Origin of the sequence: Clostridium sp. YIM B02569, from assembly GCF_022320765.1 — a bacterium.
GTDB lineage: Bacteria > Bacillota > Clostridia > Clostridiales > Clostridiaceae > Clostridium > Clostridium beijerinckii.
In genome coordinates this window covers 35,781-59,168 of sequence record NZ_JAKJJX010000004.1, presented here as the reverse complement: position 1 = coordinate 59,168, position 23,388 = coordinate 35,781, and the positions used below count along the sequence as shown (strand labels likewise).

At 28.9% G+C, this 23,388-nt stretch carries 27 protein-coding genes and 1 pseudogene; 6 read left to right on the top strand and 22 right to left on the bottom strand.

The features are described 5' to 3' along the window. Positions 1-126: 126 nt before the first annotated feature. The 6 genes from L3B96_RS04640 to L3B96_RS04615 form a co-directional block, all read right to left on the bottom strand. On the bottom strand, positions 127-1,176 hold the full coding sequence (locus L3B96_RS04640) for a hypothetical protein (protein ID WP_238859005.1): 1,050 nt from the start codon (positions 1,174-1,176) through the stop codon (positions 127-129). 27 nt (positions 1,177-1,203) lie between these two features. After that, on the bottom strand, positions 1,204-2,034 hold the full coding sequence (locus L3B96_RS04635) for a TIGR02452 family protein (protein WP_238859004.1): 831 nt from the start codon (positions 2,032-2,034) through the stop codon (positions 1,204-1,206). 54 nt (positions 2,035-2,088) lie between these two features. Further along, positions 2,089-3,558 carry a nicotinate phosphoribosyltransferase gene (locus tag L3B96_RS04630; RefSeq protein ID WP_077831685.1) on the bottom strand — a complete coding sequence of 490 codons (1,470 nt, stop codon included), beginning with the start codon at positions 3,556-3,558 and terminating at the stop codon, positions 2,089-2,091. A gap of 11 nt (positions 3,559-3,569) precedes the next feature. Beyond that, the gene (locus L3B96_RS04625) at positions 3,570-4,109 is read right to left on the bottom strand and encodes an isochorismatase family cysteine hydrolase (RefSeq protein WP_238859003.1); all 540 of its coding nucleotides are present in this window, start codon (positions 4,107-4,109) and stop codon (positions 3,570-3,572) included. A gap of 446 nt (positions 4,110-4,555) precedes the next feature. Beyond that, positions 4,556-5,356, bottom strand: a complete 801-nt coding sequence (locus L3B96_RS04620) for a ribose-phosphate pyrophosphokinase (protein ID WP_238859002.1) — start codon at positions 5,354-5,356, stop codon at positions 4,556-4,558. Between the two features lie 69 nt (positions 5,357-5,425). Next, positions 5,426-6,319, bottom strand: coding sequence for an NUDIX domain-containing protein (locus L3B96_RS04615; RefSeq protein ID WP_238859001.1), 894 nt, complete (start codon positions 6,317-6,319; stop codon positions 5,426-5,428). Positions 6,320-7,073: 754 nt separating this feature from the next. Between L3B96_RS04615 and L3B96_RS04610 the strand changes: the two genes are divergently transcribed. Then, the gene (locus L3B96_RS04610; RefSeq protein WP_238859000.1) at positions 7,074-7,937 is read left to right on the top strand and encodes an SAM-dependent methyltransferase; all 864 of its coding nucleotides are present in this window, start codon (positions 7,074-7,076) and stop codon (positions 7,935-7,937) included. A gap of 782 nt (positions 7,938-8,719) precedes the next feature. Here L3B96_RS04610 and L3B96_RS04605 read toward each other — a convergent pair. Further along, positions 8,720-10,054: an ATP-binding protein gene (locus tag L3B96_RS04605; protein WP_238858999.1), complete on the bottom strand. Its 1,335-nt coding sequence runs from the start codon at positions 10,052-10,054 to the stop codon at positions 8,720-8,722. A gap of 381 nt (positions 10,055-10,435) precedes the next feature. On the opposite strand from L3B96_RS04605, the gene L3B96_RS04600 reads away from it, so the two are divergent. The 4 genes and pseudogenes from L3B96_RS04600 to L3B96_RS04585 all read left to right on the top strand — a co-directional run. Then, positions 10,436-11,290, top strand: coding sequence for an ABC transporter substrate-binding protein (locus L3B96_RS04600; RefSeq protein WP_238858998.1), 855 nt, complete (start codon positions 10,436-10,438; stop codon positions 11,288-11,290). A gap of 192 nt (positions 11,291-11,482) precedes the next feature. Beyond that, positions 11,483-11,785 carry a spore coat associated protein CotJA gene (locus L3B96_RS04595; protein ID WP_077831691.1) on the top strand — a complete coding sequence of 101 codons (303 nt, stop codon included), beginning with the start codon at positions 11,483-11,485 and terminating at the stop codon, positions 11,783-11,785. A gap of 9 nt (positions 11,786-11,794) precedes the next feature. Continuing rightward, positions 11,795-12,058: a spore coat protein CotJB gene (locus L3B96_RS04590; RefSeq protein WP_039771905.1), complete on the top strand. Its 264-nt coding sequence runs from the start codon at positions 11,795-11,797 to the stop codon at positions 12,056-12,058. Positions 12,059-12,064: 6 nt separating this feature from the next. Further along, a pseudogene (locus tag L3B96_RS04585) lies at positions 12,065-12,256 on the top strand (manganese catalase family protein); the annotation flags it as partial. Between the two features lie 585 nt (positions 12,257-12,841). Here L3B96_RS04585 and L3B96_RS04580 read toward each other — a convergent pair. Together L3B96_RS04580 and L3B96_RS04575 are read right to left on the bottom strand one after the other, a co-directional pair. Then, positions 12,842-13,288, bottom strand: coding sequence for a hypothetical protein (locus L3B96_RS04580; RefSeq protein WP_238858997.1), 447 nt, complete (start codon positions 13,286-13,288; stop codon positions 12,842-12,844). A 354-nt stretch (positions 13,289-13,642) separates the two neighbouring features. Next, complete coding sequence (locus L3B96_RS04575; RefSeq protein ID WP_236894696.1) at positions 13,643-13,822, bottom strand: hypothetical protein; 180 nt, start codon at positions 13,820-13,822, stop codon at positions 13,643-13,645. Between the two features lie 598 nt (positions 13,823-14,420). Between L3B96_RS04575 and L3B96_RS04570 the strand changes: the two genes are divergently transcribed. Further along, positions 14,421-15,152, top strand: coding sequence for an NPCBM/NEW2 domain-containing protein (locus L3B96_RS04570; protein ID WP_238858996.1), 732 nt, complete (start codon positions 14,421-14,423; stop codon positions 15,150-15,152). Between the two features lie 40 nt (positions 15,153-15,192). Here L3B96_RS04570 and L3B96_RS04565 read toward each other — a convergent pair whose 3' ends face one another. The 13 genes from L3B96_RS04565 to L3B96_RS04505 form a co-directional block, all read right to left on the bottom strand. Next, complete coding sequence (locus L3B96_RS04565; RefSeq protein ID WP_238858995.1) at positions 15,193-15,879, bottom strand: hypothetical protein; 687 nt, start codon at positions 15,877-15,879, stop codon at positions 15,193-15,195. 4 nt (positions 15,880-15,883) lie between these two features. After that, the gene (locus tag L3B96_RS04560; RefSeq protein ID WP_238858994.1) at positions 15,884-16,264 is read right to left on the bottom strand and encodes a hypothetical protein; all 381 of its coding nucleotides are present in this window, start codon (positions 16,262-16,264) and stop codon (positions 15,884-15,886) included. Next, complete coding sequence (locus L3B96_RS04555; protein WP_238858993.1) at positions 16,261-17,100, bottom strand: AAA family ATPase; 840 nt, start codon at positions 17,098-17,100, stop codon at positions 16,261-16,263. Before L3B96_RS04555 ends, L3B96_RS04560 begins: the two co-directional genes overlap by 4 nt. Positions 17,101-17,265: 165 nt before the next feature. Beyond that, the gene (locus tag L3B96_RS04550) at positions 17,266-18,051 is read right to left on the bottom strand and encodes a GH25 family lysozyme (RefSeq protein WP_238858992.1); all 786 of its coding nucleotides are present in this window, start codon (positions 18,049-18,051) and stop codon (positions 17,266-17,268) included. Positions 18,052-18,110: 59 nt separating this feature from the next. Continuing rightward, entirely contained in the window at positions 18,111-18,551 is a 441-nt protein-coding gene (locus L3B96_RS04545; protein WP_238858991.1) for a hypothetical protein, read from the bottom strand. Between the two features lie 15 nt (positions 18,552-18,566). Further along, positions 18,567-18,803 (bottom strand): hemolysin XhlA family protein, encoded by a 237-nt coding sequence (locus tag L3B96_RS04540; RefSeq protein WP_077853697.1) that lies wholly within the window; start codon positions 18,801-18,803, stop codon positions 18,567-18,569. A 77-nt stretch (positions 18,804-18,880) separates the two neighbouring features. Further along, positions 18,881-19,030 carry a hypothetical protein gene (locus L3B96_RS04535; protein ID WP_238858990.1) on the bottom strand — a complete coding sequence of 50 codons (150 nt, stop codon included), beginning with the start codon at positions 19,028-19,030 and terminating at the stop codon, positions 18,881-18,883. 44 nt (positions 19,031-19,074) lie between these two features. Then, the gene (locus tag L3B96_RS04530; protein WP_238858989.1) at positions 19,075-19,617 is read right to left on the bottom strand and encodes a hypothetical protein; all 543 of its coding nucleotides are present in this window, start codon (positions 19,615-19,617) and stop codon (positions 19,075-19,077) included. A gap of 126 nt (positions 19,618-19,743) precedes the next feature. After that, positions 19,744-19,917 carry a hypothetical protein gene (locus L3B96_RS04525; protein WP_238858988.1) on the bottom strand — a complete coding sequence of 58 codons (174 nt, stop codon included), beginning with the start codon at positions 19,915-19,917 and terminating at the stop codon, positions 19,744-19,746. Positions 19,918-19,951: 34 nt separating this feature from the next. Continuing rightward, on the bottom strand, positions 19,952-20,233 hold the full coding sequence (locus L3B96_RS04520; RefSeq protein ID WP_238858987.1) for a hypothetical protein: 282 nt from the start codon (positions 20,231-20,233) through the stop codon (positions 19,952-19,954). Positions 20,234-20,247: 14 nt separating this feature from the next. Beyond that, on the bottom strand, positions 20,248-21,699 hold the full coding sequence (locus L3B96_RS04515) for a phage tail protein (RefSeq protein WP_238858986.1): 1,452 nt from the start codon (positions 21,697-21,699) through the stop codon (positions 20,248-20,250). Then, complete coding sequence (locus L3B96_RS04510) at positions 21,699-22,313, bottom strand: putative phage tail protein (RefSeq protein ID WP_238858985.1); 615 nt, start codon at positions 22,311-22,313, stop codon at positions 21,699-21,701. The genes L3B96_RS04515 and L3B96_RS04510 overlap by 1 nt, the downstream gene beginning before the upstream one ends. Further along, positions 22,303-23,358, bottom strand: a complete 1,056-nt coding sequence (locus L3B96_RS04505; RefSeq protein ID WP_238858984.1) for a baseplate J/gp47 family protein — start codon at positions 23,356-23,358, stop codon at positions 22,303-22,305. The genes L3B96_RS04510 and L3B96_RS04505 overlap by 11 nt, the downstream gene beginning before the upstream one ends. Positions 23,359-23,388 lie beyond the last annotated feature (30 nt).

Here is a 23,388-nt window from a genome sequence, read left to right as displayed (position 1 = left end):
TACCTCCTAAATACTCATATATTGCAATTCACAATGCACATTTCACAATGAACACTGCATAATTACGACTAAAATTCTTGCAATATTTTTTGGAATTATGATGAAAAATTATTTTTGAAATATATATTACGTATTAATTTTACTAGGGTATAATTTATTTATATCAATATCCATATTTACGAATTTTCTTTCTCCATAACTTTGTTTAATTACACTTTCCCAAAGCTTATACTCTTCCATTGGATTGTTTACTGAAACTCCTCTGACCCAATCAATAAGCGGCTTAGGTATATCAGAATCTTCAATAAAACTTATTCCATTCTTATCGCCAAGCAAGGTTCTTCCAATTAGCCGTATGGATTCTAAATCTAGTAGAAATGTGCCTGTTTTAGATGACTTCATTTCTGGAGACATGATGCTATAAATTTCGCTAGGTATTCCAAGCATTTTCCCATCTATAGGGACTGTATACCACCATCCACCCAACAAAAATCCACTATTATATGATGGAGATATAAAATAATTATCAATATTTATTCCATTATGTGATAGATTATTATAATATAGAAAACAAGTTATATTATATAAACTGCTTAGAATCCACATTACATGTCTTGGTGGAACTTTGCTGCTATAATAACTTAATATATCTTTAAGAGAATAGGCATCTTCCGGCTTTTCTATAAGCAATCCTATCTTCTTATCCATAGTTTCAAATCTTTTTAACACTTTTGGAAAATACTTTTCGAATTCAGATTTCATGTTGTTATTCTCGTATTTTAAATTCTTGATTCTATCCAATGCATTTTCTACAAAATCCTTATGCTTTTTATCAATTAAATATAAAATTGATCTATTACCAATGAAATAGCTTCCTAATTCAAATGAATATTCTACATTATATTTCATTGAATATTTTTCGCCATCAGAACTTGTTATTTTAATTAATCCATCTTCAATCCAGTTTCCATTGTCTAATAATTTAACAGTTTCAGAATATAATTCGTTTATTTTACTTGTAACCTCTTTGTATTTCTCTGAATCCCTATGCAAATCTGGATGAAATATTTTAAGAAGATCAATGTGTTCTTTTTTAGCTGTTTCTTTATTACCTGTAAAAAGCTCATATGGGTATTTCATTTCAAGAATCTCTTCAATAGTGTACAAAATTCTCATTCCCTTCTTAAAAATACAATAAATATCTTACTTTTCTAATCCCTCAAAGGCTTTTATGCAGTTTTGGTTTTTGGAGTTATCTAAAACAGCAAATATTATATTATCAAAGTAACTAATAAAATTTTCGTTAATTAGAAGTTCTCGCCAGTATTCTGCTATTAATTTAGGGTCATTTCTAAATACACCACACCCATATGCACCTAATATTAGATTTTTATTTCCTGCATTTACGAAAAGAGCTAAAACTTTTCTCATCCTTATTTTCATTACCTTTTTAGCTAGTGTTTCATTTTCTCCCTTTAACAAAACTTGTCCATAATTTACTGCCGGTGCTGTAATAATATTTGCTGTTACCCATTGTTCTAATAGATTTAATTCATCATCTCTTATAAATACCACTTCTGGTGAATAAATCATGTAATCCGTATACATCATAGTCTTACAATTTCTATTTTCTAAATAATATTTCTCATTTTCTAGCTGAGTATCATATAATCCTGTTCCTATAGCAATGCTTTCTTCTTGAGCTAAAGCTCCATTTAAGAAACCTCCCCCTGGATTTTTAGCACTTGCAAAATTTAATACTCCTATTTCTTTTAAATTTTCACTTACTAAGTCTAACACAGCTTTTACTGTAGATATATTTTTAACTTTAATATTTGCTTTCTTATTTACTTTCGAGTCTTTATACTTTTCTACTAAAGCATCCCCTTCTTCTGGAGAAATTAAAATGCTTTCTTTAACAGACTTTTTATGAACATCTGCAATATCTAATCTTTTATCCTTTACTATATAATAACCATTTTTTATATATTTCAATGTATTTTGAGCTGCTTCTATTCTTAAATTCTTATTCATATGTTAACTCACCTCCATTATTTTTCCTAATAGCAATAAAAACAAGATAATTTATCAAAACTCTCCATGTAACTTATCTCTAATTTCTTTTAATGAATAATCTTTAATCAAGTTTCCATCCTTAAAAACAACTTCTAATAAATTGTCTTTATACTCCTCCTGCTCTTTTAAAGTAAGCTCGTCCTTATAAAGGATATCCTCTCCCTCCTTGTATACATAGCACATTCCTTTTTGAGATTTTTTAAAGTTTCCTGTGTCAGTTTTAGGATCTTTAAATATGAATTTTTCTTCTCCATTTATTACTGCATGAGTTGCTTTAAGAGCAAATCCAAAGGTATCACGAGTATTATATTGATAGGTGTAAGAGCCAATTCCAAAAGTACAATTGCTTACTGCAAATCCTTTTTGTGCAAGGCATCTGCAGATTTCTTCGCACCTTTCAACTGTGATGCTATCACCATAAATTGTTCCTATATGTGAATCTAAAACTTTATATCCTTTTGAATTAATTTCCCCACCAAATATATCCCACAAAAGTTCAACAGTTCCTTTATATGCTGGACTATTATGTGGTGCTTCACTATCACCACAGATTATTTTAACTGGATCTCCACTATCTCCTCTGATTACTACCTTTCCATCTCTATTTAATATATCCTCTTTTAATATTGGAAGGATATTAGTAATGAGGTTCCAATAATCGTAGGTATCTGAAACTATACTTATAACACCGCTTGGAAATACTTCATTAATTAATCTCTTATAAGCTTTAAGTTCATCAGTTCCATAAGTGCACATTACACTATGCTCAGTTGATGGGGTTCCAAGTCCAACTATTTCATTGTCAATATTACAGTTATAATAATTTTCTAGATAAAGTATTGATGATATTGTTGCAGTTAAGTCAAATGAAAGTAAATGCCCTGCACTGCTAACCTGTGCACTTTCAATTGAGCTAAATCCTCTCATGCTAAAGTCACCGCAAGCTTTTTTTACATCACCATTTTCAACAGTTAGATCAAAATACTTTAAAGCAATTTCTCTATATCTATATGCTATTGTTGCACTTGTCATAGGCTGCCATATATTACAGCTCATGAAAGTCTCCAAATAATTCACAAGCCAAGCAAATTCATCGTGAGTATTAGTGATTTCAATCATAGGTGTTTTTATATTTACTCTTGTTCCTTCTTGGACTGCTTTTATTTGTATAGGCAAATAACCTAAATCATGCAATTTTTCTATGTGAGCTGTATCTGCTGCGATGCTTCCCATTGTTCTAGATATCACTCTCTTATATTCACTAATAATTTCATCCTTAGGAATGGCGAAAAAATTTTCATCAAAATATTCTATTAAATATTTTTTTATAAAAGATTGAAGCCCAAACATAACTACTTTATCCATGTTTTCTTTTCTAGACATTCTTGGAGTCCAATAGCTTACAAGCTTTGTCATTCCTTCTGCATAGCACATATGATGTATTGTCTTATAAAAATCAGTTAATAATAATGGATCTATCATCTATATCCCTCCTATCTTGTAACTTTAACCCCTAGTGATTCAATTACATCTAATGCTTTGTCATGAAGACTATCATCAAAACTTGCACATAAGGTTCCATCTACACTTAAGTCTGCATTTATATACTGAGATTGAAATGTGACCACATTACTTATTACACAAATGTTCGTTACAACTCCAACTAACTCTATTTCATCTATATCATCACCAACATCCTTTGATATCTTTAACATGTCTGCTGGCGCTATTCCAAAAGAGTTTTTATCATAATGAAAAGTATTCTCTACGCCCACAAATTCTTTTAACTTTCCATAAAGCTCATGACCTTCAGTATTTATATAACAATGAGGTACAGGCAGACTCTTTCCTTCCCTTGTTTCTAAATAATTCTCAAAATGAGTATCATAAGTGAATAAAACCTTATCGCCATTTTTCAAATATTTTTTTGCTTTATCATAAATGCCTTGTTCTAAAGTTTCTGCTTTCTTAAATCCTAAAGCTCCATCAACAAAATCTTTTTGATAATCTATAACCACTAATAATTTATTCATAATCGTCTCCCCAGTCTCTATAATTTAATTTTAAAAATAATCTGATTATTTTTATGTTGCAATTCACAATTCACAATTACGGCTAAAATTCTTGCAACATTTTTAGAATTATCCTGAAGAATTATTTTTGCAATATATATCACACTGAAAACACCGCAAATTGTTAACTTTTTATATTTTTTTCTTTAAAAATATTTTCACTTTTAACTCCTTAAGCTTTTTCATTGTTAAAAATGTAAATTCTTAAATTCTTATATTCCTTTATTCTTAAGTTCTTAAGTTCTTACATTCTTATATTCTTTCATTTTTAACTTTATTTTAGATAAAGAACTTAAGAATTTTATTTATACTTTGCACTAAATATCATAATAGAAAGTAGAAACATTTTCATAGTCCTGTGAAATAACAATGTTTCTCCTTTCGGTGGATTATTGTATAAGTCTAAGTTATACAATAGAGGATATTTCAAGCTTCTCATGCTCTTTAGATAAAATGCTGTTAGTAGTAAATACCTTAGTAATTAAATCAGTCTTTAAAATTTCTCCATTAAAAATTGTATCTTCACAATGTGTTACTACCAAATAAATCTCAGAAGCCCCCATTTCTTTAAGCTTTTTAGCTGTTAAAATAAATGTTCCACCCTTAGAGCATAGATCATCTACAATAATAGCTTTAAATTTTTTACTTTCTACAGTTCCGTTTATTTCAAGCTTATTTATAAACCCTGTTTTAAAATCTCTTTCTTTGTTTGCAGTTAATATTTTTTCATATTGAATTTGTTTACCATATCTTTTAGCTGCACCTGCATCTGGATAAACTAAGTAAACTGAATCTTTCTTATCATCTACTTTTTCTAATAAATTTTTTGCTAATATTGCGGACATATTTATAACTTTAACTCTATCGAGCAATGCCACACATACATCTGAATGTGGTTCATAAATTGATACTTCTTCAAAATTTAAATTATTAATAAGTCTGCATAAATGCTTTAGGGTAAATACAGTAAACCCTTCTGTTCTATCCATTCTGCTATAAGGCATATAAGGAATTATAAGATTACATTTAATATTTAATTCATCCAAATGATCCTTTAAAAATATCAAATGAGTTATATCATTATCACTTTCAAATTTGAGTTTAATGTTATTTACCCATTCTTTAATGTTTAACTCTTGGCTGTTTATTAAACTTTCCCCATTAGGAAACTTTTTAACCTCTATTTCTTTGTCATTTAAAAAAATCATTTAATTATCCCCTCTCATATAAAATCTCAATTCTCTATCATTAAATTTTATTAATAACTTACATTTAGTCTAAAAATTGTGCTCCCAGTTTTCATTAAACTTAAATACTTTAGCCGGTCTAAAAGGTTTCCCCTCTATTTTTTCATCAGTTTCTATAATCATATCTTCCATTTTTCTTCTAAAATTCAAGATTTCTCTTCCCATTATTGCTTCATATACATTTTGAAGTTCCTTAACTGTAAATAATCTAGGCAAAAGATTTAGTGCAATTGGCGTATATTCTATTTTATTTCTAATTCTGTCTACTGCATAATCTATTATTTTATAATGATCAAAAGCTAATTCATTATTACTTTCATTTAACGTCTTATAACTATTTTCCTTTTTCCTAAAAATAGTTCTTTCTATTTTTTCTATTATTTCATAATTAAATTTTATTTCTTCATCTTCACTTTCAAATTTTAGAATATATTTATTTATGGTATGCGTCTCATCTTTTTTAGAATCAACTAAATTTTTTTCTACCCAAAACCACTTTGATTCTTTCCTATCTTTATAATCACCAAATCTAATATCTTCTTTCGATATTAATGCTATATTTCCTATACTTATTACTCTCGTTCTTGGATCTCTATTAACTTCTCCAAAAGTGTATAATTGCTCAGTATATACATTATCAATTCCTGTTTCTTCCTTTAGTTTCCTTAACGCCCCCTCTTCCAAACTTTCATCATTTTTAACAAAGCCTCCTGGAATTGCCCACTTTCCTTTATAAGGATAATCATCTCTTTTAATTAATAAAACTTGCATTCCCTTCTTTGGTACTTTTCTTGAATTCTCTTCTATCTTATCACCAGTTGTAAATATAATAATATCATTTGTAACACTTGGCCTGTCATAAATATTTACATCATATTCACTTAAAAATTCTCTTTCATTTTTATCTAATAGTTCTTTATTCAACTTACCCACCTCTATATATTAGAAAATTTATTTTACTTACTATTTATCATTTAGATAATATCAATTTGATTCTATGTATTAATATTAACTCCATTAACTTTATTTGTAAATACCTTTTTGAAAAATAATTATGGATAAACAATGTATAACTTAGACTTATGCAATAATCCGCCGAAAGTAGAAACTTTGTTATTTCACAGGACTATGAAAATTTCGCTGAAAGTACTAAATTGCAGGTTGCACCACTAATGCTTGCTCCCAATTTCATTGTGACAAGCATTAGTTGAACAACCTACAATTAAGAGCTTTTAACAGCTCATTTTCAATGCCTGTTGCATAAAAATATTTCTACTTTCTAGTATGGTATTTATTGCAAAGTATAGATCAAATTCTTAAGTTGTTTATCTATATAGATACCCCAACTTGGACCCGAACTTATGCATATAAATTACCAAAATCATAAATATTTTGATTCCGAAAAGCAATGTAGCACACTCGTATATCAAAATAAAAGACTTAAAAATAGAGAGCAGATGTATGTATTCTTGAGTGATATTTTGTAACTTATGTTATAATAAGTGCTATTAAAAAACTATAGTCTAACAAATAATAGTAATCTACTATTACGTCATTATTACATAAAATGAAAGAAAAATTAGCATCATAGTATTAATTGATAATAACTTTTAAATCTTTAAAGCAATTTCACTAAATAAAATCATAGTGCTTTATTAAGTATAAGGAGGTGCATATTATGGCAAAAGCAGCAGGTAAAACAGGTTCAGGCCCAATATCAATTGTAGCTATAGAACAATATTTTCCACAAGAGGAACGCATTATCGTGGATAACTTGGCACATCGATTAATACCTTCTGGCGGAGTCTTTTTAAAGATAATGCGTATTAATTCAGTCAGGAATTGGATGGTTAGAATAACCGAAAAAACATTCCCAGGTCTCTGGAGTTGCATGATGTGTAGAAAGAAATATATAGATGAAAAATTAATAGATTCAGTTAATGATATCGAAGCGGTAGTGAATTTAGGCGCTGGATTTGATACTCGATCATTTAGATTACAAGAACTGTCACACGTTCCTGTTTGGGAACTAGACCAGCCTAAAAACATTGAAACTAAGAAAACCCAGCTTGATAAGATATTCGCAAGCATTCCGTCAAATATAAAACTCGTATCAATAGACTTCGACCATGAAGATATAAGTACCATATTGTCTTCTTATGGATACTCAATATATAAGAAGACATTTTTTATATGGGAAGGTGTTACGCAATATTTAACTGAAGATGGAATTAGAGCAACTTTTGACTTTCTTGCTAAATCTGCACCAGGTAGCCGTCTTGCTTTCACTTATGTTCTTAAAGATTTTATAGAAGGCCGCAATATGTATGGATGGGATAAGATGTATAAAGATTATGTAACAAATAATATCTGGCTTTTTGGCATGGAGCCAGAAACATGGCCAAATTTTCTTAAAGAGTATGGTTGGCAAGTAATTGAGGATATAAGTTACGAGGAAATAGCTCAGAAATATGTTAAACCTACTGGCCGTAAGCTTGCTTCAACTCCAGTAGAGAGAATGATTTATGTAGAAAAGTTATAATGGTTTTCTACTAAATTTAGCCACTAAACTTTTGATGATTTTTAAGGCTATATCTCAACATTATATTGAAATATAGCCTTATAGGTAATTCAACTTATTAGATGAATATATTTACAAAGTTACTAAGACTTAAAGTCGTATCTTCACTAGAAATCATAAATATATTTGTGGAGAAAACATTTGAAAGTGAGCTGTTAAAGGTTCTTAGCTTTTCGGAATCAAAATATTTATGATTTCGGTAAGTTACCACATAAGTCTAGTGTTAAAGTTGGATATCCATATTTAAGAAATAAAAATGAAAAAAACTTTTTTACAAGTTTTATTATACTTACAATACCTTAACATTAGCTTAATGAAATTCCAAAAATATTATCATCATATAGGTTGCAAAAATAATTCTTAATCATAGTTCTAAAAATCTTGCAATAATTTTAACCATAATTGTGAATTGTGAAATGTGCATTGCTACAGATACTTTCTAATTATGTAGTTAATTTACTTATCACAGAATAATAAATAAATGTATAAATTAAACCCGTAAGGGCAATAAATCCTAAAAAGTACTTTATTAATTTCAATACTTTTGACATAAATCTAATCCTTTCACTTTGTTATTATTTTAGTGATACACAAAATATCGTTTTACTATTATTTTAATGATACATCAAAATACCGTTAGTTTCAGAAAATGTTAAACTTTATTTATAAATTTATTCAAACATTTTTTATAGCATTCTAATTTTATCTAAGTCAATATAGCACTATATGAAAACTTAATTTAATTAAATCAACTCGAACTGTTTAACTGATATATTTTCAACATTTCTTGTTATTGGTAGCTTCATAAAAAATGTTGTTCCCTTACCTAGCTCTGTGTCAAACCATATTTTACCCTTATGAATATTAGTAATTGTATGATAGACCATAAACAAGCCAAGTCCTGTTCCTCCACTTCTTCTAAAAGAAAAAGGTTCAAATAAAGTCTCATTTATTTCCTCTGGAATTCCCCCAGCTGTATCTTTAATTATAATGAGTATGGAATTTTTATATTTTTCAGTTGTAACTTCAATTGACCCACCAATATCCATTGCTTGAATTGCATTGTTTATAAGATTCTCTATTGCCCTCTTTAAAAGCTTCTTTGATATGTTCGCATATTCATCTACATTATCTACCAATGATAACTTTATATTTTTATGATTGCAAATAGGCTGAAAAGAGTTTAAAACATCTTTTATTAGAGGAGTTACCTTCTGTGGTGTGAGCTCTTCTGGTTTAAATATACTTAAAAGTTCCATTACCATATCATTCATTTCGTCAACTTGATTAATTATTCTATTAAAATAATTGTCCATCCTAGCTTTATCTGAAGTTGCTATGCCAAGCTGACCTAATCCTCTAACTACAGATAGTGGATTTTTAAGATCGTGAACAGCTGTTGCAATTAATTCACTTGTTGCAGCTAAATTGATTCCAGTTGATGTGTTACTAAATTTATCATTAATATATTTCATGGCTGTCTCAATTGAATTTATACAAGCTATAAAAGAGTGTAATTTTACCGGATTCATATGTTCAACTGGAACACTTATTCCAATTGCCCCTATGACATTTTCATTATTTATAATTGGCACGCCTATACATCCACACTTACAATCAGGCATACCATAGTGTTCTGCCCCATAAACCAAAATTGGCTGACCCATTGCCAATGCAGTGCCTATTCCATTATTCCCAATATTTTCTTCTGACCAATTTACCCCAAGAGAAAAACCTTCTATTATTCCACCCAGTTCTTCAGTCTTTTCTCTAAACTCAATGATCCATCCATCATTATCTGATAAAGCAATTATGTGTGGAATATTTGCTAAACTCATAGATAGTGAATCCATATACAAGTTTGATATTTCTGTTAATTTAGAGTTTTCCTTTTTCTTTTTTTCAACATCTCTACTTGATAAAAACTCAAATTTCACTTCCTTAGGATTCATTCCTAACTTCTCGCATCTTTTCCATGACTCTAATGTAATTTGTCTCGCTGTTGGATTTTCATTTATAGTCGATATAAAATCATCCCAAGATGAGAAATCATTGCTTATTTCTACTAGACATTTCATTCGGACTTTCACCCCATATATTTATTGTTTGACTATAAGTCAAATCTATTATTATTTATTATTCGCTAATCAGATTTAAATTCCTCTTTTTCAACAAAATAATACATTATAAGATAAATAATTTCCTAGAGTTATGATTTGTTTATCTATATCATAACTATTTATTGAGATTTTTACCACCCTTTATTATACCTTCTTTTTCTTAACATAACCTTAATTACAAAAAATCTTTTGATTTAATATATATTCCAAAAATATTTAAAGACTCTTAGTCTTAATCGTGAATTATACATTTTAAATTGCAGCATATATATTATAAGTCTCTTTAATGAATAAATTTATATTAAGTTAAGATAATAATAAAAAGGAGAAATTTAGTATATGAAAATTCGTAAAAAATTGCTTGTTCTTGTTATGTTATTAATGATTATTATTCAATTAATATTTTGTGGCGCTAATATACCGAATAATGAAGTATCAAAAGATAGATTAGAAATAATAAAAGAAAAAGGTGTACTGGTTGTTGCATCTTCAAATGATATTCCATTTGCCTTCATAGATCCAAGAACTAAAGAATTTACTGGAATTGATGCAGAAATAATAAGAGAAGCTGCTAAAAGGCTTGGAATAAACAAAGTAGAAATGAAGCAAATTCCATTTAACGATTTATTAAAACAATTAAATGCAGATGATAGCATAGATATAGTAGCCGATGGAATGTATGTTACAGATGAACGAAAAAACGAAGCATTGTTTACAAACATATTGTATAAAGAATCTGAAGCAATAATCACCCCTAAAGTATCAAAAATTGTCTTTAAGGAAGATTTTAAAAATGTTGTAATAGGTGCACAAGTAGGAACAGCTTTTTTAGATCTAGCCAATAAATGGAAGGTAGAAGGTGTTGTCAAAGATGTAGTTTCATTTAAAAATCAAAATGATCTATTATCAGCAGTAAGTACTAAAAAAATAGATGCCGCAATAACTGATTCTATTTTTGCTTCATATATGATCTCTCAAAATAATTTATATTTGAAAGTATTACCTCCAACAGATTATACTCCTGAATCCCCTGGTAAGATAGCTGCCGCTGTTAGGAAAAATGATATTACTTTAGCAAAAGCAATAAATGAAAAAATAGATGAAATGAAATATGATAAAACAATTCCTGAAATACTCGAAAAATACGGTTTAAATAGCGATTACTTTGTTTCAATTAAAGATAGTCATATTTAACTAAAAGAAGAATAAGGCAGTGATTAGTTTTTTCTAACTATTGCCTTTATTTTTATACCATGATTCTTCATAAACATTTTAAGACAATAAGTATCAAAAATTCAAAATATATTTTATAAATTATCACATTATTTCATAATACGCATAAGATACTTATATAAATGAACAACAAATGAAGGAGTGTTAACCCTTATGTACAGACGCGACGATGATGACTGTATGTGTAAATCAAAAGAATACTCAAAAGAATATTCCAAAGAGTATTCAAAAAAATACGAATATGCACGCGCATATATATTACCTCAAAAATATGAAAATTTGTATTCTTGCAAAGAAGGGTTTGTAAAAGGAACAATATTTAAAGACCTTTACAGACCATATAAAAAACAACATGATCATAAAGCCTATGATTGTGACCATGATCATCATGAACATGAGCATGAACATGAAAATGAATATGAATTTGAATACAAGAAAATCAAATACGAGAGGTGATATAATATTATGAACCAACGAGACATGCTAAATAGTATAAGAGTTTATCAGTTTTGTGCTGTAGAGCTAAACCTATTCCTCGACAATTTTCCTGAAGATAAAAACGCTAAAGAAGATTACAACAAGGTATCTTGTAAGTTAACTGAACTAATTAGCGCATACGAAAAAAACTTTGGTCCATTAACAAACTTTGGATCTGCATATGTAGAAAATCCAAAAGCTTGGGTAAGTACACCATGGCCTTGGGAAAATTGTAGCAGGGAGGAGGAATAAGAGTTTATGTGGTATTATGTAAAAACATTAGAATATCCAGTAAATCTAAAATGCAAAGATCTTAATATGGCAAAATTATTGGTAACCCAATATGGTGGTCCTGATGGAGAATTAAGTGCTGCCTTGAGATATTTAGATCAACGCTATACTATGCCAACTGGAAAATCAAAAGGATTATTAACAGATATAGGAACAGATGCTCCTATTACCTAAATGCAAAAATATAAATCTTATCATTCCTAAAAGAAAAAAGATAAGTACATACTTAGCAAGATAATACATGTAAACAATGTTAACATAATTTCTCTATATATGTATATACGCGTATTAGGCATATATGTATATACGTATATATGCCTATTTATATAAATAATAATATATAATATAATTATGTTCACATTGTACACAACAACACTTTAATGATTGATATGACTTATCTTGAAGTGTGAACAAAGGAGTGAACAACTCAAAAAATTTTGTTTACATTGTTCACTCTCATATTAATGTGTTAAATGTTTTTCTGTTCACACTAAAAAAGCTAAATTTTATTTTTAAATTTTTTTTGATCTTAGTTCTTCATTATAAGTCCAATAATTGTTTCTTTCTGTACAATAGCGCATCTAATGCGGATCTTCATAAATTTTATCCTCTTTAGTTTTCATCCCTAATAGATAAAATAAACTTTCTAGAATGAAATCATCTTTCCCCACTTGTGTGGAAAACTTAATTCTTTGATAAATCCATTTATTCTATCTCACATTACGTATTTAATATGTTCTTTTCTTATTTCACATCTATACTTAGTATTTCATATTTCTCTCCACCATTATAAAATTTTATTCCTACTGCCCATGTTTTTCTAACCATAGCTCCCATATAATTTTGAGAATCAACATAACCTCCTACTACCCAAGTCGTTCCCTCTTCATCTTCACTATATAATTCTGATTTGATATCTTCTGAGTTAAATATAAAACTTGGAAACTTTGCAGTAGATGGTGAACTCAAATATTTTTCAACTTCTTTTTCCGAATACTTTATGGCTTTCATCCTCGTTACCTCCATCATAATTTTGCCATAATTCATAAAAATAGAACCTAAAATACCTATGCAAAATATGAATACTAAAACAATATTTCTGATACTTTTATACTTTTTCTTCTTATTTGTTTTTACTTTTGTTGACTTTCTCCAATCTTCTTTTGACATCATTTCTATTTGATTTCCCATAGCATTACTACCCCCTGCCCTTTTTATATAATAATTGTATATTATTTGGTATCTTTGTCAAATATAATAAGAAATAAATTATGAGGTGTAGTATGAAAGAAAGTTGTATTCGAATGGATTTAGCAGTAATTTTAATGTTATTATTCATTAGCTTTAATATATATTTTTTAATGTTGTCCAAATAATATGATTGCTCAAACCTAGAAATTATACACACAAAAAGAGATAGCACTCTCATTATTTTTGCTATCTCTTTTTATATTTATTTTTACTCTTGAATTAAACATTCCTTATAGGTATAATAAAATTGCAAAATGGACTGGTGGTGACTTAGGTCGCTGCCTTTTTTATGTTCTATAACTCTTTTCTTCTTTCTTCTATTAAATTTTCTAATTCCTCAATATCTTCTAACGTTGCTTGCTTTTTGATAAAGCTTCTAGCCGTAGATCTATTCCTTAGATACCTAGCTTTCTCTCTATTTTCTTCTTGCCAACGTTTATTCGCTTCTGTTTGTGGGTTCTTCTTTTCTTCCAATTATAAATACCTCCTTATTTATATAATAATATTATCAACGTTACTAAACTTATTCCTATACTTATAATGCTTAATGCTAGAGTCAACTTTTGAATTTTATTCATATTCTCTACCTCCTTAATATTATTTATGCTATAATTATTAAGAAGAAACTTTGGGAGCGGAAGGGCTTTACCCTTCCTAGTGTTTACTTGTGTAATGCAATTACTAGATTTATTATAGCTATCACTAAGTTTGTCAAGACTGTTATTAGCTGTATTAAATCTTTTGCATCTAGTCCCTTAGGTTTCTTCTTTTTTCTTGCCATTTCCTCACCCCTTTCTATACTTTTATTATACTATCGATAGTATAATAAGTCAACGTATTTTTGTATTTTTTTCATAAATTTAGGAAATAAATTTGTAAAAAAATAAAAGATAGACCAAGTATCTTTACCTAATCTACCTTTATTGGTGTTTTCTAATAATATAATGGATATAATTATAATAACATGCCATTATAGAATAATCCATATTAATTGCATTTTTCCTCCTATTGTATATAAAGGTAAAACATTGTAAAATTTAAGTAAGTTAATAATTTTATAGGGGGATTTAAATTGAAAAAGTTAATTATTAAAAGCTTAATTTCTATTTTTATTACAACGAGTATAATAGGTATGTTACAAACTTCTGCAAGCGCTGCTTGGAAACAAGATAATACCGGATGGTGGTATACTACATTTACCACACCTTACTATGCTTTAGGTTGGAAACAAATTGATAATAAATGGTACCATTTTGATTCTAATGGTTATATGGCTCACGATACTATAGTTGATGGATATCCAATTGACAGTACTGGTGCTAGACAGGCAAAAACTTCTGGAATTTGTTATTGGGGCGCTGATTTGTTACATATGGATTTCCATTCTAATCTATCAGGATCATATCGATATTCTGACCCAATATTTAATATTGTTAATCCTCAGTACTTTCCAGATACAGTACTTGACAACTTGAATAATGAATATACTAATTTTCTAACTTTGTACGCTACTACAAATGATTCATATTCTTATATTGAGTTTCCTTTAAATGGTCAATACAAAAAATTTAATGCTAAATTAGGTCTTACTAAAGATTATCAAAGTAATTTGGAAGATGGTTTAGTTAAAATATCTGTTGATGATAAGGACATTTATAAAACAGATATTTCATCTGGAGATATGTTAAAAGATGTGTCAATAGATCTTACTGGTAAGCAAAAAATCAGATTTTACTTCCAGTTAAATAAAGTCCACATTTATGGAGCTCAAATTGGATTCTTTAATGGTCAATTTATAAAATAATCAAAAAAAATAAGTAGTAGTTGGATTTCTCCTGCTACTACTACTTTTCTATTTCATTTATTTTATTTTTAAAATGTTTAAATAAATTATTTCCAATTAAGAATTCCAACTGCATATATTGTCTGTAATATAGTGAATCAATTTTGTAGATATCTACATCTATACTAAATTTCACTATTTTAATTAATAACGTTTTAATCTTTAGTATCAACTTTTTCAGGTTTTTTTCATTCATTTCATCAGATTCAAGTATATCTTTATAAAATAAATATACCGATACATTAGATCTCAAATTGCTATGCACATAATCACATGCAATTGAATACTCTCCTTTTATATAGGCAATAAACTCTTTATTATTATTGTTAATGTTATATTTATCTTCAAACAGTTTAAATATAGCATTAACTCCAGTTTCATCGTTATCTTGCAAATCTAGCATTGCTCTAATATAATTCTCTATAAAAGAACGGTATAATTGATAAAAATTAATTACTGAATTATTCGTTAAAGAATGAATAATCATCAATAAATCATATATCATATGATTTTTATAATACATATTAACTGAATCGCATTTGATAAAAAACTGTTTATTAAATAATATCAGTTTAATAATATAAATCAAATCATTTTCTAATGGCAATTGTTTCTTTGAATTTAAGAGTGATATATATTTTTTATATTCTTCTTTGATTTTATTTATTTCATCATATTCATTTAACATATATCTACAATCCCTTTAACCAAATATTTAATTTATCATTTGCATTTTTCTTTTTATTTTTATTTGCTTGTCCAGAATCACTTATAATTGGCTTTAAATATTTAATTAAATTAATTCTCATCTCATTCGCTTGCTCATTGTCGAGTTTCAAAACATATTTAGCAATTTTGGCAGATAGTAAAGTTCTTGAATTTAATACATATTGTAGATATTTAAATCCAAACACTTCCTCTAAGAAAGGATTTATATCTCTATTGTAGTGGAAAATTTCTTTTGAATGAATAATACAATACACTATCCCAATAAATTCAGAATGCTCTAAGTTGCGACTCTCTAATTTAAGTAGTACTTCTTTTATGTTTAAAGGATTTACTATACTGTTCATTTTATCTCTATCCTTTCTAAAAATTCATCACATATAACTTCGATATCTTCTCTTGATTTTTTATATTTTGAAGCTATATTTCCTTGCAAACCAACCAATAAGTCTCTTACCCATGTTGTCTTTCCTCTGAAAAGACCAATATTGTTAACTATATCATTATCTTCAAATGCTTCTTTCAATAAAGTAGTCTTACGGCTTTCGTCACTAACCATCGTATACACAATTCCTAATGGCTTAATCCCCAAATCATTATCACTTTCTAGTCTATCAATTACTTGCTTTAAAAGCTTTATTCCTAACATAGAGTATCTATCTATTCTATTCGGTACTAAATAAAAGTCTGATGCTATAAGCGCTGAATCTGTATATAGAGATATTGTTGGTGGACAATCGATTAAAATAAAGTCATATTTTTCTCTTAATTTATTATCTTTAATAAATTTTTTTAACCTTCTTACTTTCCCACCATCTCTATTTGTATCTTCAAAAATAAGATTAATTGTTCCTGGTATTATGTCTATATTATCATCTAGTTTCACTATAACCTCTTCTGGTCCAGGTAACACTGGTTTTTCTGCAATTGTATTTGGAGTTTCAAAAATCTTTCTTACATTTTTTGTTTTATAATATTCATTTAAATATACCTCTCCCAGATTATATTCATCCATTAAAGATTGTGTTGTATTAAATTGAGGATCCATATCTATATATAATATTTTTTTATTATATTTCTCTTCATGAGCAAGATATTCTCCAATACCTAAGCATAATGTAGTTTTCGCAACTCCACCTTTCATATTTATAAAAGAGATTATTTTTCCTGATTTAGTACACATAATATTTAACTCCTTAGTATTATTTTATTAATTAAAATTAATTTTGAAAACAGATTTTCTCTATTAATTTCTTCTTATATAAATTATTAATTCTCTCCAAAAGCTATTTTTCCTTTATTTTAGACAAAAAATAAAGGGCATAGGATTACTCCCATGCCCTAAAAACTATTTTATATCAAAAAACCAACTTCCTAGTATATCTTTTAACTCCAAGCATTTGCTCATAGGTAAGTTTTGAGTTTCAATCCAAATTCCCTTTTCATTTGAATTTGCATAAATACGAATATCTTTAAAATATTCTTGCACATATTCCATATCTACACCGATAAAACTTCCATCCCCTCTATATCCGTTTGGAAGATAAGTAGTTCTTACATATCCAGTAGTTTTATTTAATATTCCTTCATTAAACTCATTCATATCGCAATCAGTACTTATTCCAATTACTGATCCTGTTTCAGAATATTGGTGCCCCACTCTATTAGTAAAGAAATTAGAATTTAATTTCCATGGAGTATTGTTATAGTTTGCTTCCCATAGTGGGTAGCCAGCGATTCTGTTATCTAAGTTATCCATAAAGCTAGTGTAAGTGTAGATGCCAATTTGCATATTAGACAACTCTTTGAATTTAGCAATAAATCTTAATACATAATCCATTAGTCCATCAAAATTAGTTTCTACATCTAGCATCGGAATGAGATCACTAGCTTTATCCTTTATAGCATTATAAAAACTGTTAGCCTGAGTTTCTGGCTCACTAGTTCCAACTAGAAAATGATAAAATCCTGTTTTTAATCCTGCATAATGTGCATTTGAATAATTAGTATCTAAATAACTATCTGTAAATGTTGTTCCTTCTGTAGCTTTAATATAAACAGCCTCTACTCCTGCTGCCTTTACTTGGTTAAAATTTATGTTTCCATTATGATTACTTACATCTATGCCTTTCATTCATATCTTCCTTTCTATAATAAAAAAATAAGCACAACCTCTAAAGGCCACTCTAAAAACTACGCTATTGTTTGTACTGCATCTGTACTTCCTGGTGTAACAACTAAAGCTTGTACTTTGCTTAATTGTTCTGTTAATACTGCTAATTCAGCTTTTAAATTCATGTTGTCATCTTGTAATTGCTTAATTAGTTCAGAATTATCTACAACTGCAGCTTTCCCTTGATTTATTTCACCTGCTATTGCTTGCCTAATTTCTGCTACATCATCTTGGCTTAGCTCTGGAAACTTAGCTAATAACAATTTATCAAATTCATCTGCCTTAGATAATACTTTTTCTTCTACAGTTTTGCTTATTCTAAAATTCTCATCTACTATGTTCCAAATAGCCTTACCTACAGTAATATAATTTTTATTCTTTAATATTACTTCTTCCACTCCACTTTTAACTAATTTACTCTCTAATACCTTAATAATTAACTTTAATGCTGTTCTTATCATTTTACATACCTCCAATTACTTATTAAATATTCCTGTTTGGACTGCGTAAAAAAAGAAGCTTATTAAGGCTCCTCCAATTGCAGTTATAAACCACTTCATCATACTGGTTAAGTTTTTAAGATTTTCACATAAGTTCTTAAGCTCTGTCTTTAGTTCTCTTCCATCCTGTTCAAGCTTATCAAGCCTATCTCCATGATTATTAAGCCTTTTGTCATGAGTTTCTATTTCATGCCTGATTAATTCTTCATTCATATTACACCTGCCTTATTTCAGAATTCTAATATAGGAAATGACAATAATTAAAGACTTTCAGTAAGTCTTTTTCATGATTATTTAATATCTCTAAATTTTATTTTTTTACCGAGTTTATTTTCAATTTGTTTCTTAAAATACAATTTTCCAGAAACGTCATTCCATACAATCATTAACAGCAAGGTTATTGCAATTGTTACAATCATTGTAATAAATATCTCTAACACTCAGTTACCTCCATAATAAAAAGCATTCTTATTGAAGAATGCCTCTAAAATTCTTTTATTAATTTTTTTATCTTTTTATTTCTGTGATTAATTCCCGTAAAGTAGGCTTTTTTTACGCCAACAAATTCATTAATAATTTCTCTATCAATATCTCCATCAACATTGAATTCAATTATTTGTTTTGGGGGAATATTAATAATTGTTATATCTTTAGTTGATGTATGAAATTGTGTACGTTCTGTTAATTCTGAATTATGCAAATTTAAACATATTACTTTACTTTCTAATTCAAATTCTATACTAACATCCCTTAATATCTTCATAATTTCTGAATTGTTATAAAGTTGCATTCTCATTTTAAAATTACCATATTCGGCTTTAGCCGCATCTTCTATAACCTCCATATCATATTCTTCTTGATTATACCTATGATATTTAATCTCATAATCATAAAAATAAAATTGGATTTTACCGAGATTTTTTATTAGCTGTGTTGTAATAAGAGTTGTAATTACACCAAATATAGAACCTAGTAATGTTCCAAATATTCCTTGAAATTTTGAAATAAAAGCAATTAAGTCATCCATATTCTTACCACCTCATTACCTTTATTTCGATATAAATTTCTGATACCCTTTTTAAGCAACCTAAAATAACCCTAAAATTCCTGCTTCCTGATCACATTTCAAATTTATTTACTACTTCCTATTTTCCTATGATGCAGTGCTTTCTGTAGTTGAATCTTCCATAGCTCCCATATCTACAAGAACTAATTTCACTTGTTCTTGTAGATTTAAAAGATTAGGAACATCCTTATATTCGTAAGTGCCACCTACTATTAATGTTACCCATACTTTTACGCATCCACTGTTTTTATTAAATTGCATTCTAAACACTCTCCCTAAAATTAAATTTATTGTACTAAGCATTAGTAGTTTCCATAGTTGCTACTATGCTTGTTAATTCTGCATTTGCTTGTATTAAACTTTCTATTTGTTCTTGTAATTTTTCTATGTCTGTTTTAGGAGCATCTTGAATTATTGCTACAGGTGGATTAGCACTAGTATCAAGACCTGATAGTGTTTTACCATCAGGCACTTCTACTACAAGACTATGTAGCTCACCTTCAGGTATTTTAAAATCAGTCCCAGTCATTTGTACAAATACATTATTTAAATTATCATAAATTATTAATCCTTTCATATTATCCCTCCTCATTAATAGATAGCAAAATAATAAACAGTCCCATTGCTAACGATAGTTTTAATTGTAAAACCAGTGGTAGTTGCATCTAAAAAATCACCATAATCCCCCCTAGCTCTTGTAATCCAACTGTCGTGTGCTACGCTTGGCGCAGATACTTCTCCACCCATATAGGCGTTTAAATTCGGCAATACAATTCTCATTTGTGCCATAGCACCCGATTGATTATTAGGTACAAACCATCCCACATAATAAAGTGGTTGATACCCTAAACTCACACTAATTTCAGAGCTTATAAAGCTAGTGTCTTTGCCAGATATATTTATAACGTAAGTTCCTACACTAAATTTGTAACCACCTAAACTTTGTATTGTTGCTTGTCCTACTAAATTAATTCCACTTGCACTACTAAATACTTTGCCTGACACGACATCATTAATTGTGGCATTTCCTGTTACTGGCGCTATAGTTTGGACTCCACTTAAGTATTGTCCACTTGCAATTGTTTGTGCAATTGTACTAGGATTATAGGTTTGTGCGGATTTTGTAGTTATGCTTTGTGTTATTTTTCCTCCAGTAGTATAACCTAACGGAATAGTAAAACTCCCATTTATAGGCATACTATAATTTATAGCTCCATTATTAGGCATTGTTCCGACTAATCCTGTATCATTATCATTACTGAATTTTTTAGTTGCTAGTACATGAGAAACATCAGCGTCACCCTCTGCACTAGCTTTGATAAAAAAACAATCACTTATCGAGTTATACCATACAGTATATGCTTTATCTTTAATAAAATTTGGTGGTGTAGTTGTTCCAGGTTTGTATACTGATTTTCCATTTATTTTAGTGGCAACTCCACCATTACTTCCACTTGCTATAAAAGTTATTGGATATCCATTTACTAGCGATCCTCTAATTGTAAGTGTTAGTGCTGTAGCCGTTCCACCTGCTATTTGATACACCATATCTGACAATTGTGTATTAATATCTGCTCTTAGTTGCTCAACTTCTGACTTCTTAGCAAATATTATTGTTGGATCTACTTTGAGACTAACAGTGCTAGTATTCGAAATTGCTAATACCAAGTTTAAAAGTAATTCCTTTGTTGAGCCATCTGCAATCACAGGTTTATAAGTTTCAGCACACTTACATATTCCTAACATATTTCCTTCTTCATCAAAGGCCCCATATTCCCGTATAGTAAATCCTCCGACTGTTGAAGGTATCATCACCTCAATATTTATCCAATTTGAGTTCTCCTCATCAATTTCAACATGATTTATATTACCTTGCCAAACAACATTTTTTAAATCTGTTTGATCTTCAGTAGGATCGTAGTATGAGCCTCCGCCATCACCTACCTTCATTATCGAAAAATTAATTTTTGTTCCAAGCCCAACACTATTAGCAATTTTTGCTTTTCCTATATTAGTCAGCAAGCTATAGAATTTCTCTGACATTAAATCGCCTCCTTAGGATATGTTTTTATTTTCTCTAAACTAGAAGGCTGGAATGTTGGAACATAATAGTCTAGTTTAGATTCTATGTCATTCGGTGTCCATGGATATGTTTTAATAATTTCTCCTGAAAATCCAGCTAATGCAATATACATATTAGATTGAGTTACGGCCATCAAATTATATGCTACTCCTAAATGAGCTGGTTTTAATTCTTCAATAATCTCCATAAGATCCTGTAAATAATTATGAAATCCACTATAACTTTTTAACAATAAGTCAAAATAGTACTGTGGACCATATTCTGTAATTGTTGTTTTATCAACAAAGCTATTACATATACCTCTAATTACTTCTTTTGTTGTTGTTCTTGTGCCTCGTTTCTTAGCTCTAATTCTATTTCTTCTATTTTCATAAGTATCGTCTATTACTGTTTTAAGTCCGTATTCCTCTTCCCATATTGATAAGCTCCATGTGGCAGTATCTATAAAGCATTGATTTATTAAATCTTGTATATCATTATTTATGCCATCAACTTTTTCTTGTTGTGTTGAATATATTCTGCTAAATATTTTTTCATTACACAAAACTGGTGGTACATATTCTCTAAGTAACATTAAACATCACCTCACCTAATACAGGTAACTGATTATCAGCTATAGGAATATTTACAGTTGAAGAATTTATGGATACACTTGTACAATCATCTACTCCAGTAGCACTTAGAATTAATGCTCCTATCTTCATTATACTTATCTCTTTTAATTTCTTAGGTGACGACACAACGTTCTTTAAATAATCAGATACTATACTTGATATATTATTTTTTAAAGTATTAGAATCATAAGTAGACGAATCAAACTCGATTTTCGCACAAATATTTAATATAAGCTCCTCTGCTGAAACTACAGTTACTATCGGACCTATAGGTCTTTCTTCTTCAATATGATCATATACAGCCTTTATCAAATCAGCACTTGCAGCTCTATAATTACTATTTGTAATAATCACTTTAACAGTACCATTACCATTTAATCCATTGCTTTTATCCCATAGTGGAATAACATCAGCACTGCCAACACCAGTTACCTCAAGAGCCCAATTTTTGTAGTGATATTTATTTCCACTGGTAGCTGGAGTTTGTACCTTAGTTAAATATCTCTGATATAATGCTTCATAGGTTTCATCATCATAACCATTATCAATTTTTGATTCATTAGTAACTCCATATATCCCTTCATATTTAACTGGTAATAAGCTAACATCTCCAACATTAGCATTATATTTGCTTCCCTTATCACTTGCTATAATTCCTGTATATCCTATGCCGTCAGAATTGATTATTACATCTGATTGAGTTAAATATGTTATTCCGAGTGCTGTTGAAACTAATACTCCACTTGGAAGTCTTGAATTTATTTTCCCAGTAATTTTAATAGTTCCAGTAGCTGTAGTAGCAAGCTTTTGCTCTATCCCCATTTCTAAGCATCTATTTTTTAAATCATCATAATAACCATTTTCTAGCGCACTTTTAGCAAATACTCTTTTAGTAACTTCATCTAGCATTAAAGATTGATAAGATAATTCATAACATGCTGGCATAAGAGCTGCATATATAAGACTATGTTCCGATGTATCAACGTCTGTTATTGTACTCGTCATTTCTTTATAATAATCTTCTGCACTTTTATA

Excerpts from the sequence above, each read along its gene's own strand:
- L3B96_RS04525 (WP_238858988.1), bottom strand. The coding sequence starts at position 19,917 with ATGCAATTTAATAAAAACAGTGGATGCGTAAAAGTATGGGTAACATTA.
- L3B96_RS04540 (WP_077853697.1), bottom strand. The coding sequence starts at position 18,803 with ATGAATGAAGAATTAATCAGGCATGAAATAGAAACTCATGACAAAAGG.
- L3B96_RS04565 (WP_238858995.1), bottom strand. The coding sequence starts at position 15,879 with ATGTTAAATGAATATGATGAAATAAATAAAATCAAAGAAGAATATAAA.
- L3B96_RS04630 (WP_077831685.1), bottom strand. The coding sequence starts at position 3,558 with ATGATAGATCCATTATTATTAACTGATTTTTATAAGACAATACATCAT.
- L3B96_RS04515 (WP_238858986.1), bottom strand. The coding sequence starts at position 21,699 with ATGTCAGAGAAATTCTATAGCTTGCTGACTAATATAGGAAAAGCAAAA.
- L3B96_RS04550 (WP_238858992.1), bottom strand. The coding sequence starts at position 18,051 with ATGAAAGGCATAGATGTAAGTAATCATAATGGAAACATAAATTTTAAC.
- L3B96_RS04605 (WP_238858999.1), bottom strand. The coding sequence starts at position 10,054 with ATGAAATGTCTAGTAGAAATAAGCAATGATTTCTCATCTTGGGATGAT.
- L3B96_RS04510 (WP_238858985.1), bottom strand. The coding sequence starts at position 22,313 with ATGTTACTTAGAGAATATGTACCACCAGTTTTGTGTAATGAAAAAATA.
- L3B96_RS04530 (WP_238858989.1), bottom strand. The coding sequence starts at position 19,617 with ATGGATGACTTAATTGCTTTTATTTCAAAATTTCAAGGAATATTTGGA.
- L3B96_RS04555 (WP_238858993.1), bottom strand. The coding sequence starts at position 17,100 with ATGTGTACTAAATCAGGAAAAATAATCTCTTTTATAAATATGAAAGGT.
- L3B96_RS04505 (WP_238858984.1), bottom strand. The coding sequence starts at position 23,358 with ATGACGAGTACAATAACAGACGTTGATACATCGGAACATAGTCTTATA.
- L3B96_RS04635 (WP_238859004.1), bottom strand. The coding sequence starts at position 2,034 with ATGAATAAGAATTTAAGAATAGAAGCAGCTCAAAATACATTGAAATAT.
- L3B96_RS04595 (WP_077831691.1), top strand. The coding sequence starts at position 11,483 with ATGTACAGACGCGACGATGATGACTGTATGTGTAAATCAAAAGAATAC.
- L3B96_RS04625 (WP_238859003.1), bottom strand. The coding sequence starts at position 4,109 with ATGAATAAATTATTAGTGGTTATAGATTATCAAAAAGATTTTGTTGAT.
- L3B96_RS04600 (WP_238858998.1), top strand. The coding sequence starts at position 10,436 with ATGAAAATTCGTAAAAAATTGCTTGTTCTTGTTATGTTATTAATGATT.
- L3B96_RS04560 (WP_238858994.1), bottom strand. The coding sequence starts at position 16,264 with ATGAACAGTATAGTAAATCCTTTAAACATAAAAGAAGTACTACTTAAA.
- L3B96_RS04610 (WP_238859000.1), top strand. The coding sequence starts at position 7,074 with ATGGCAAAAGCAGCAGGTAAAACAGGTTCAGGCCCAATATCAATTGTA.
- L3B96_RS04580 (WP_238858997.1), bottom strand. The coding sequence starts at position 13,288 with ATGGGAAATCAAATAGAAATGATGTCAAAAGAAGATTGGAGAAAGTCA.
- L3B96_RS04520 (WP_238858987.1), bottom strand. The coding sequence starts at position 20,233 with ATGAAAGGATTAATAATTTATGATAATTTAAATAATGTATTTGTACAA.
- L3B96_RS04640 (WP_238859005.1), bottom strand. The coding sequence starts at position 1,176 with ATGAGAATTTTGTACACTATTGAAGAGATTCTTGAAATGAAATACCCA.
- L3B96_RS04590 (WP_039771905.1), top strand. The coding sequence starts at position 11,795 with ATGAACCAACGAGACATGCTAAATAGTATAAGAGTTTATCAGTTTTGT.
- L3B96_RS04620 (WP_238859002.1), bottom strand. The coding sequence starts at position 5,356 with ATGATTTTTTTAAATGACAAAGAAATAGAGGTTAAAAAGTTTCCTAAT.
- L3B96_RS04545 (WP_238858991.1), bottom strand. The coding sequence starts at position 18,551 with ATGATAAGAACAGCATTAAAGTTAATTATTAAGGTATTAGAGAGTAAA.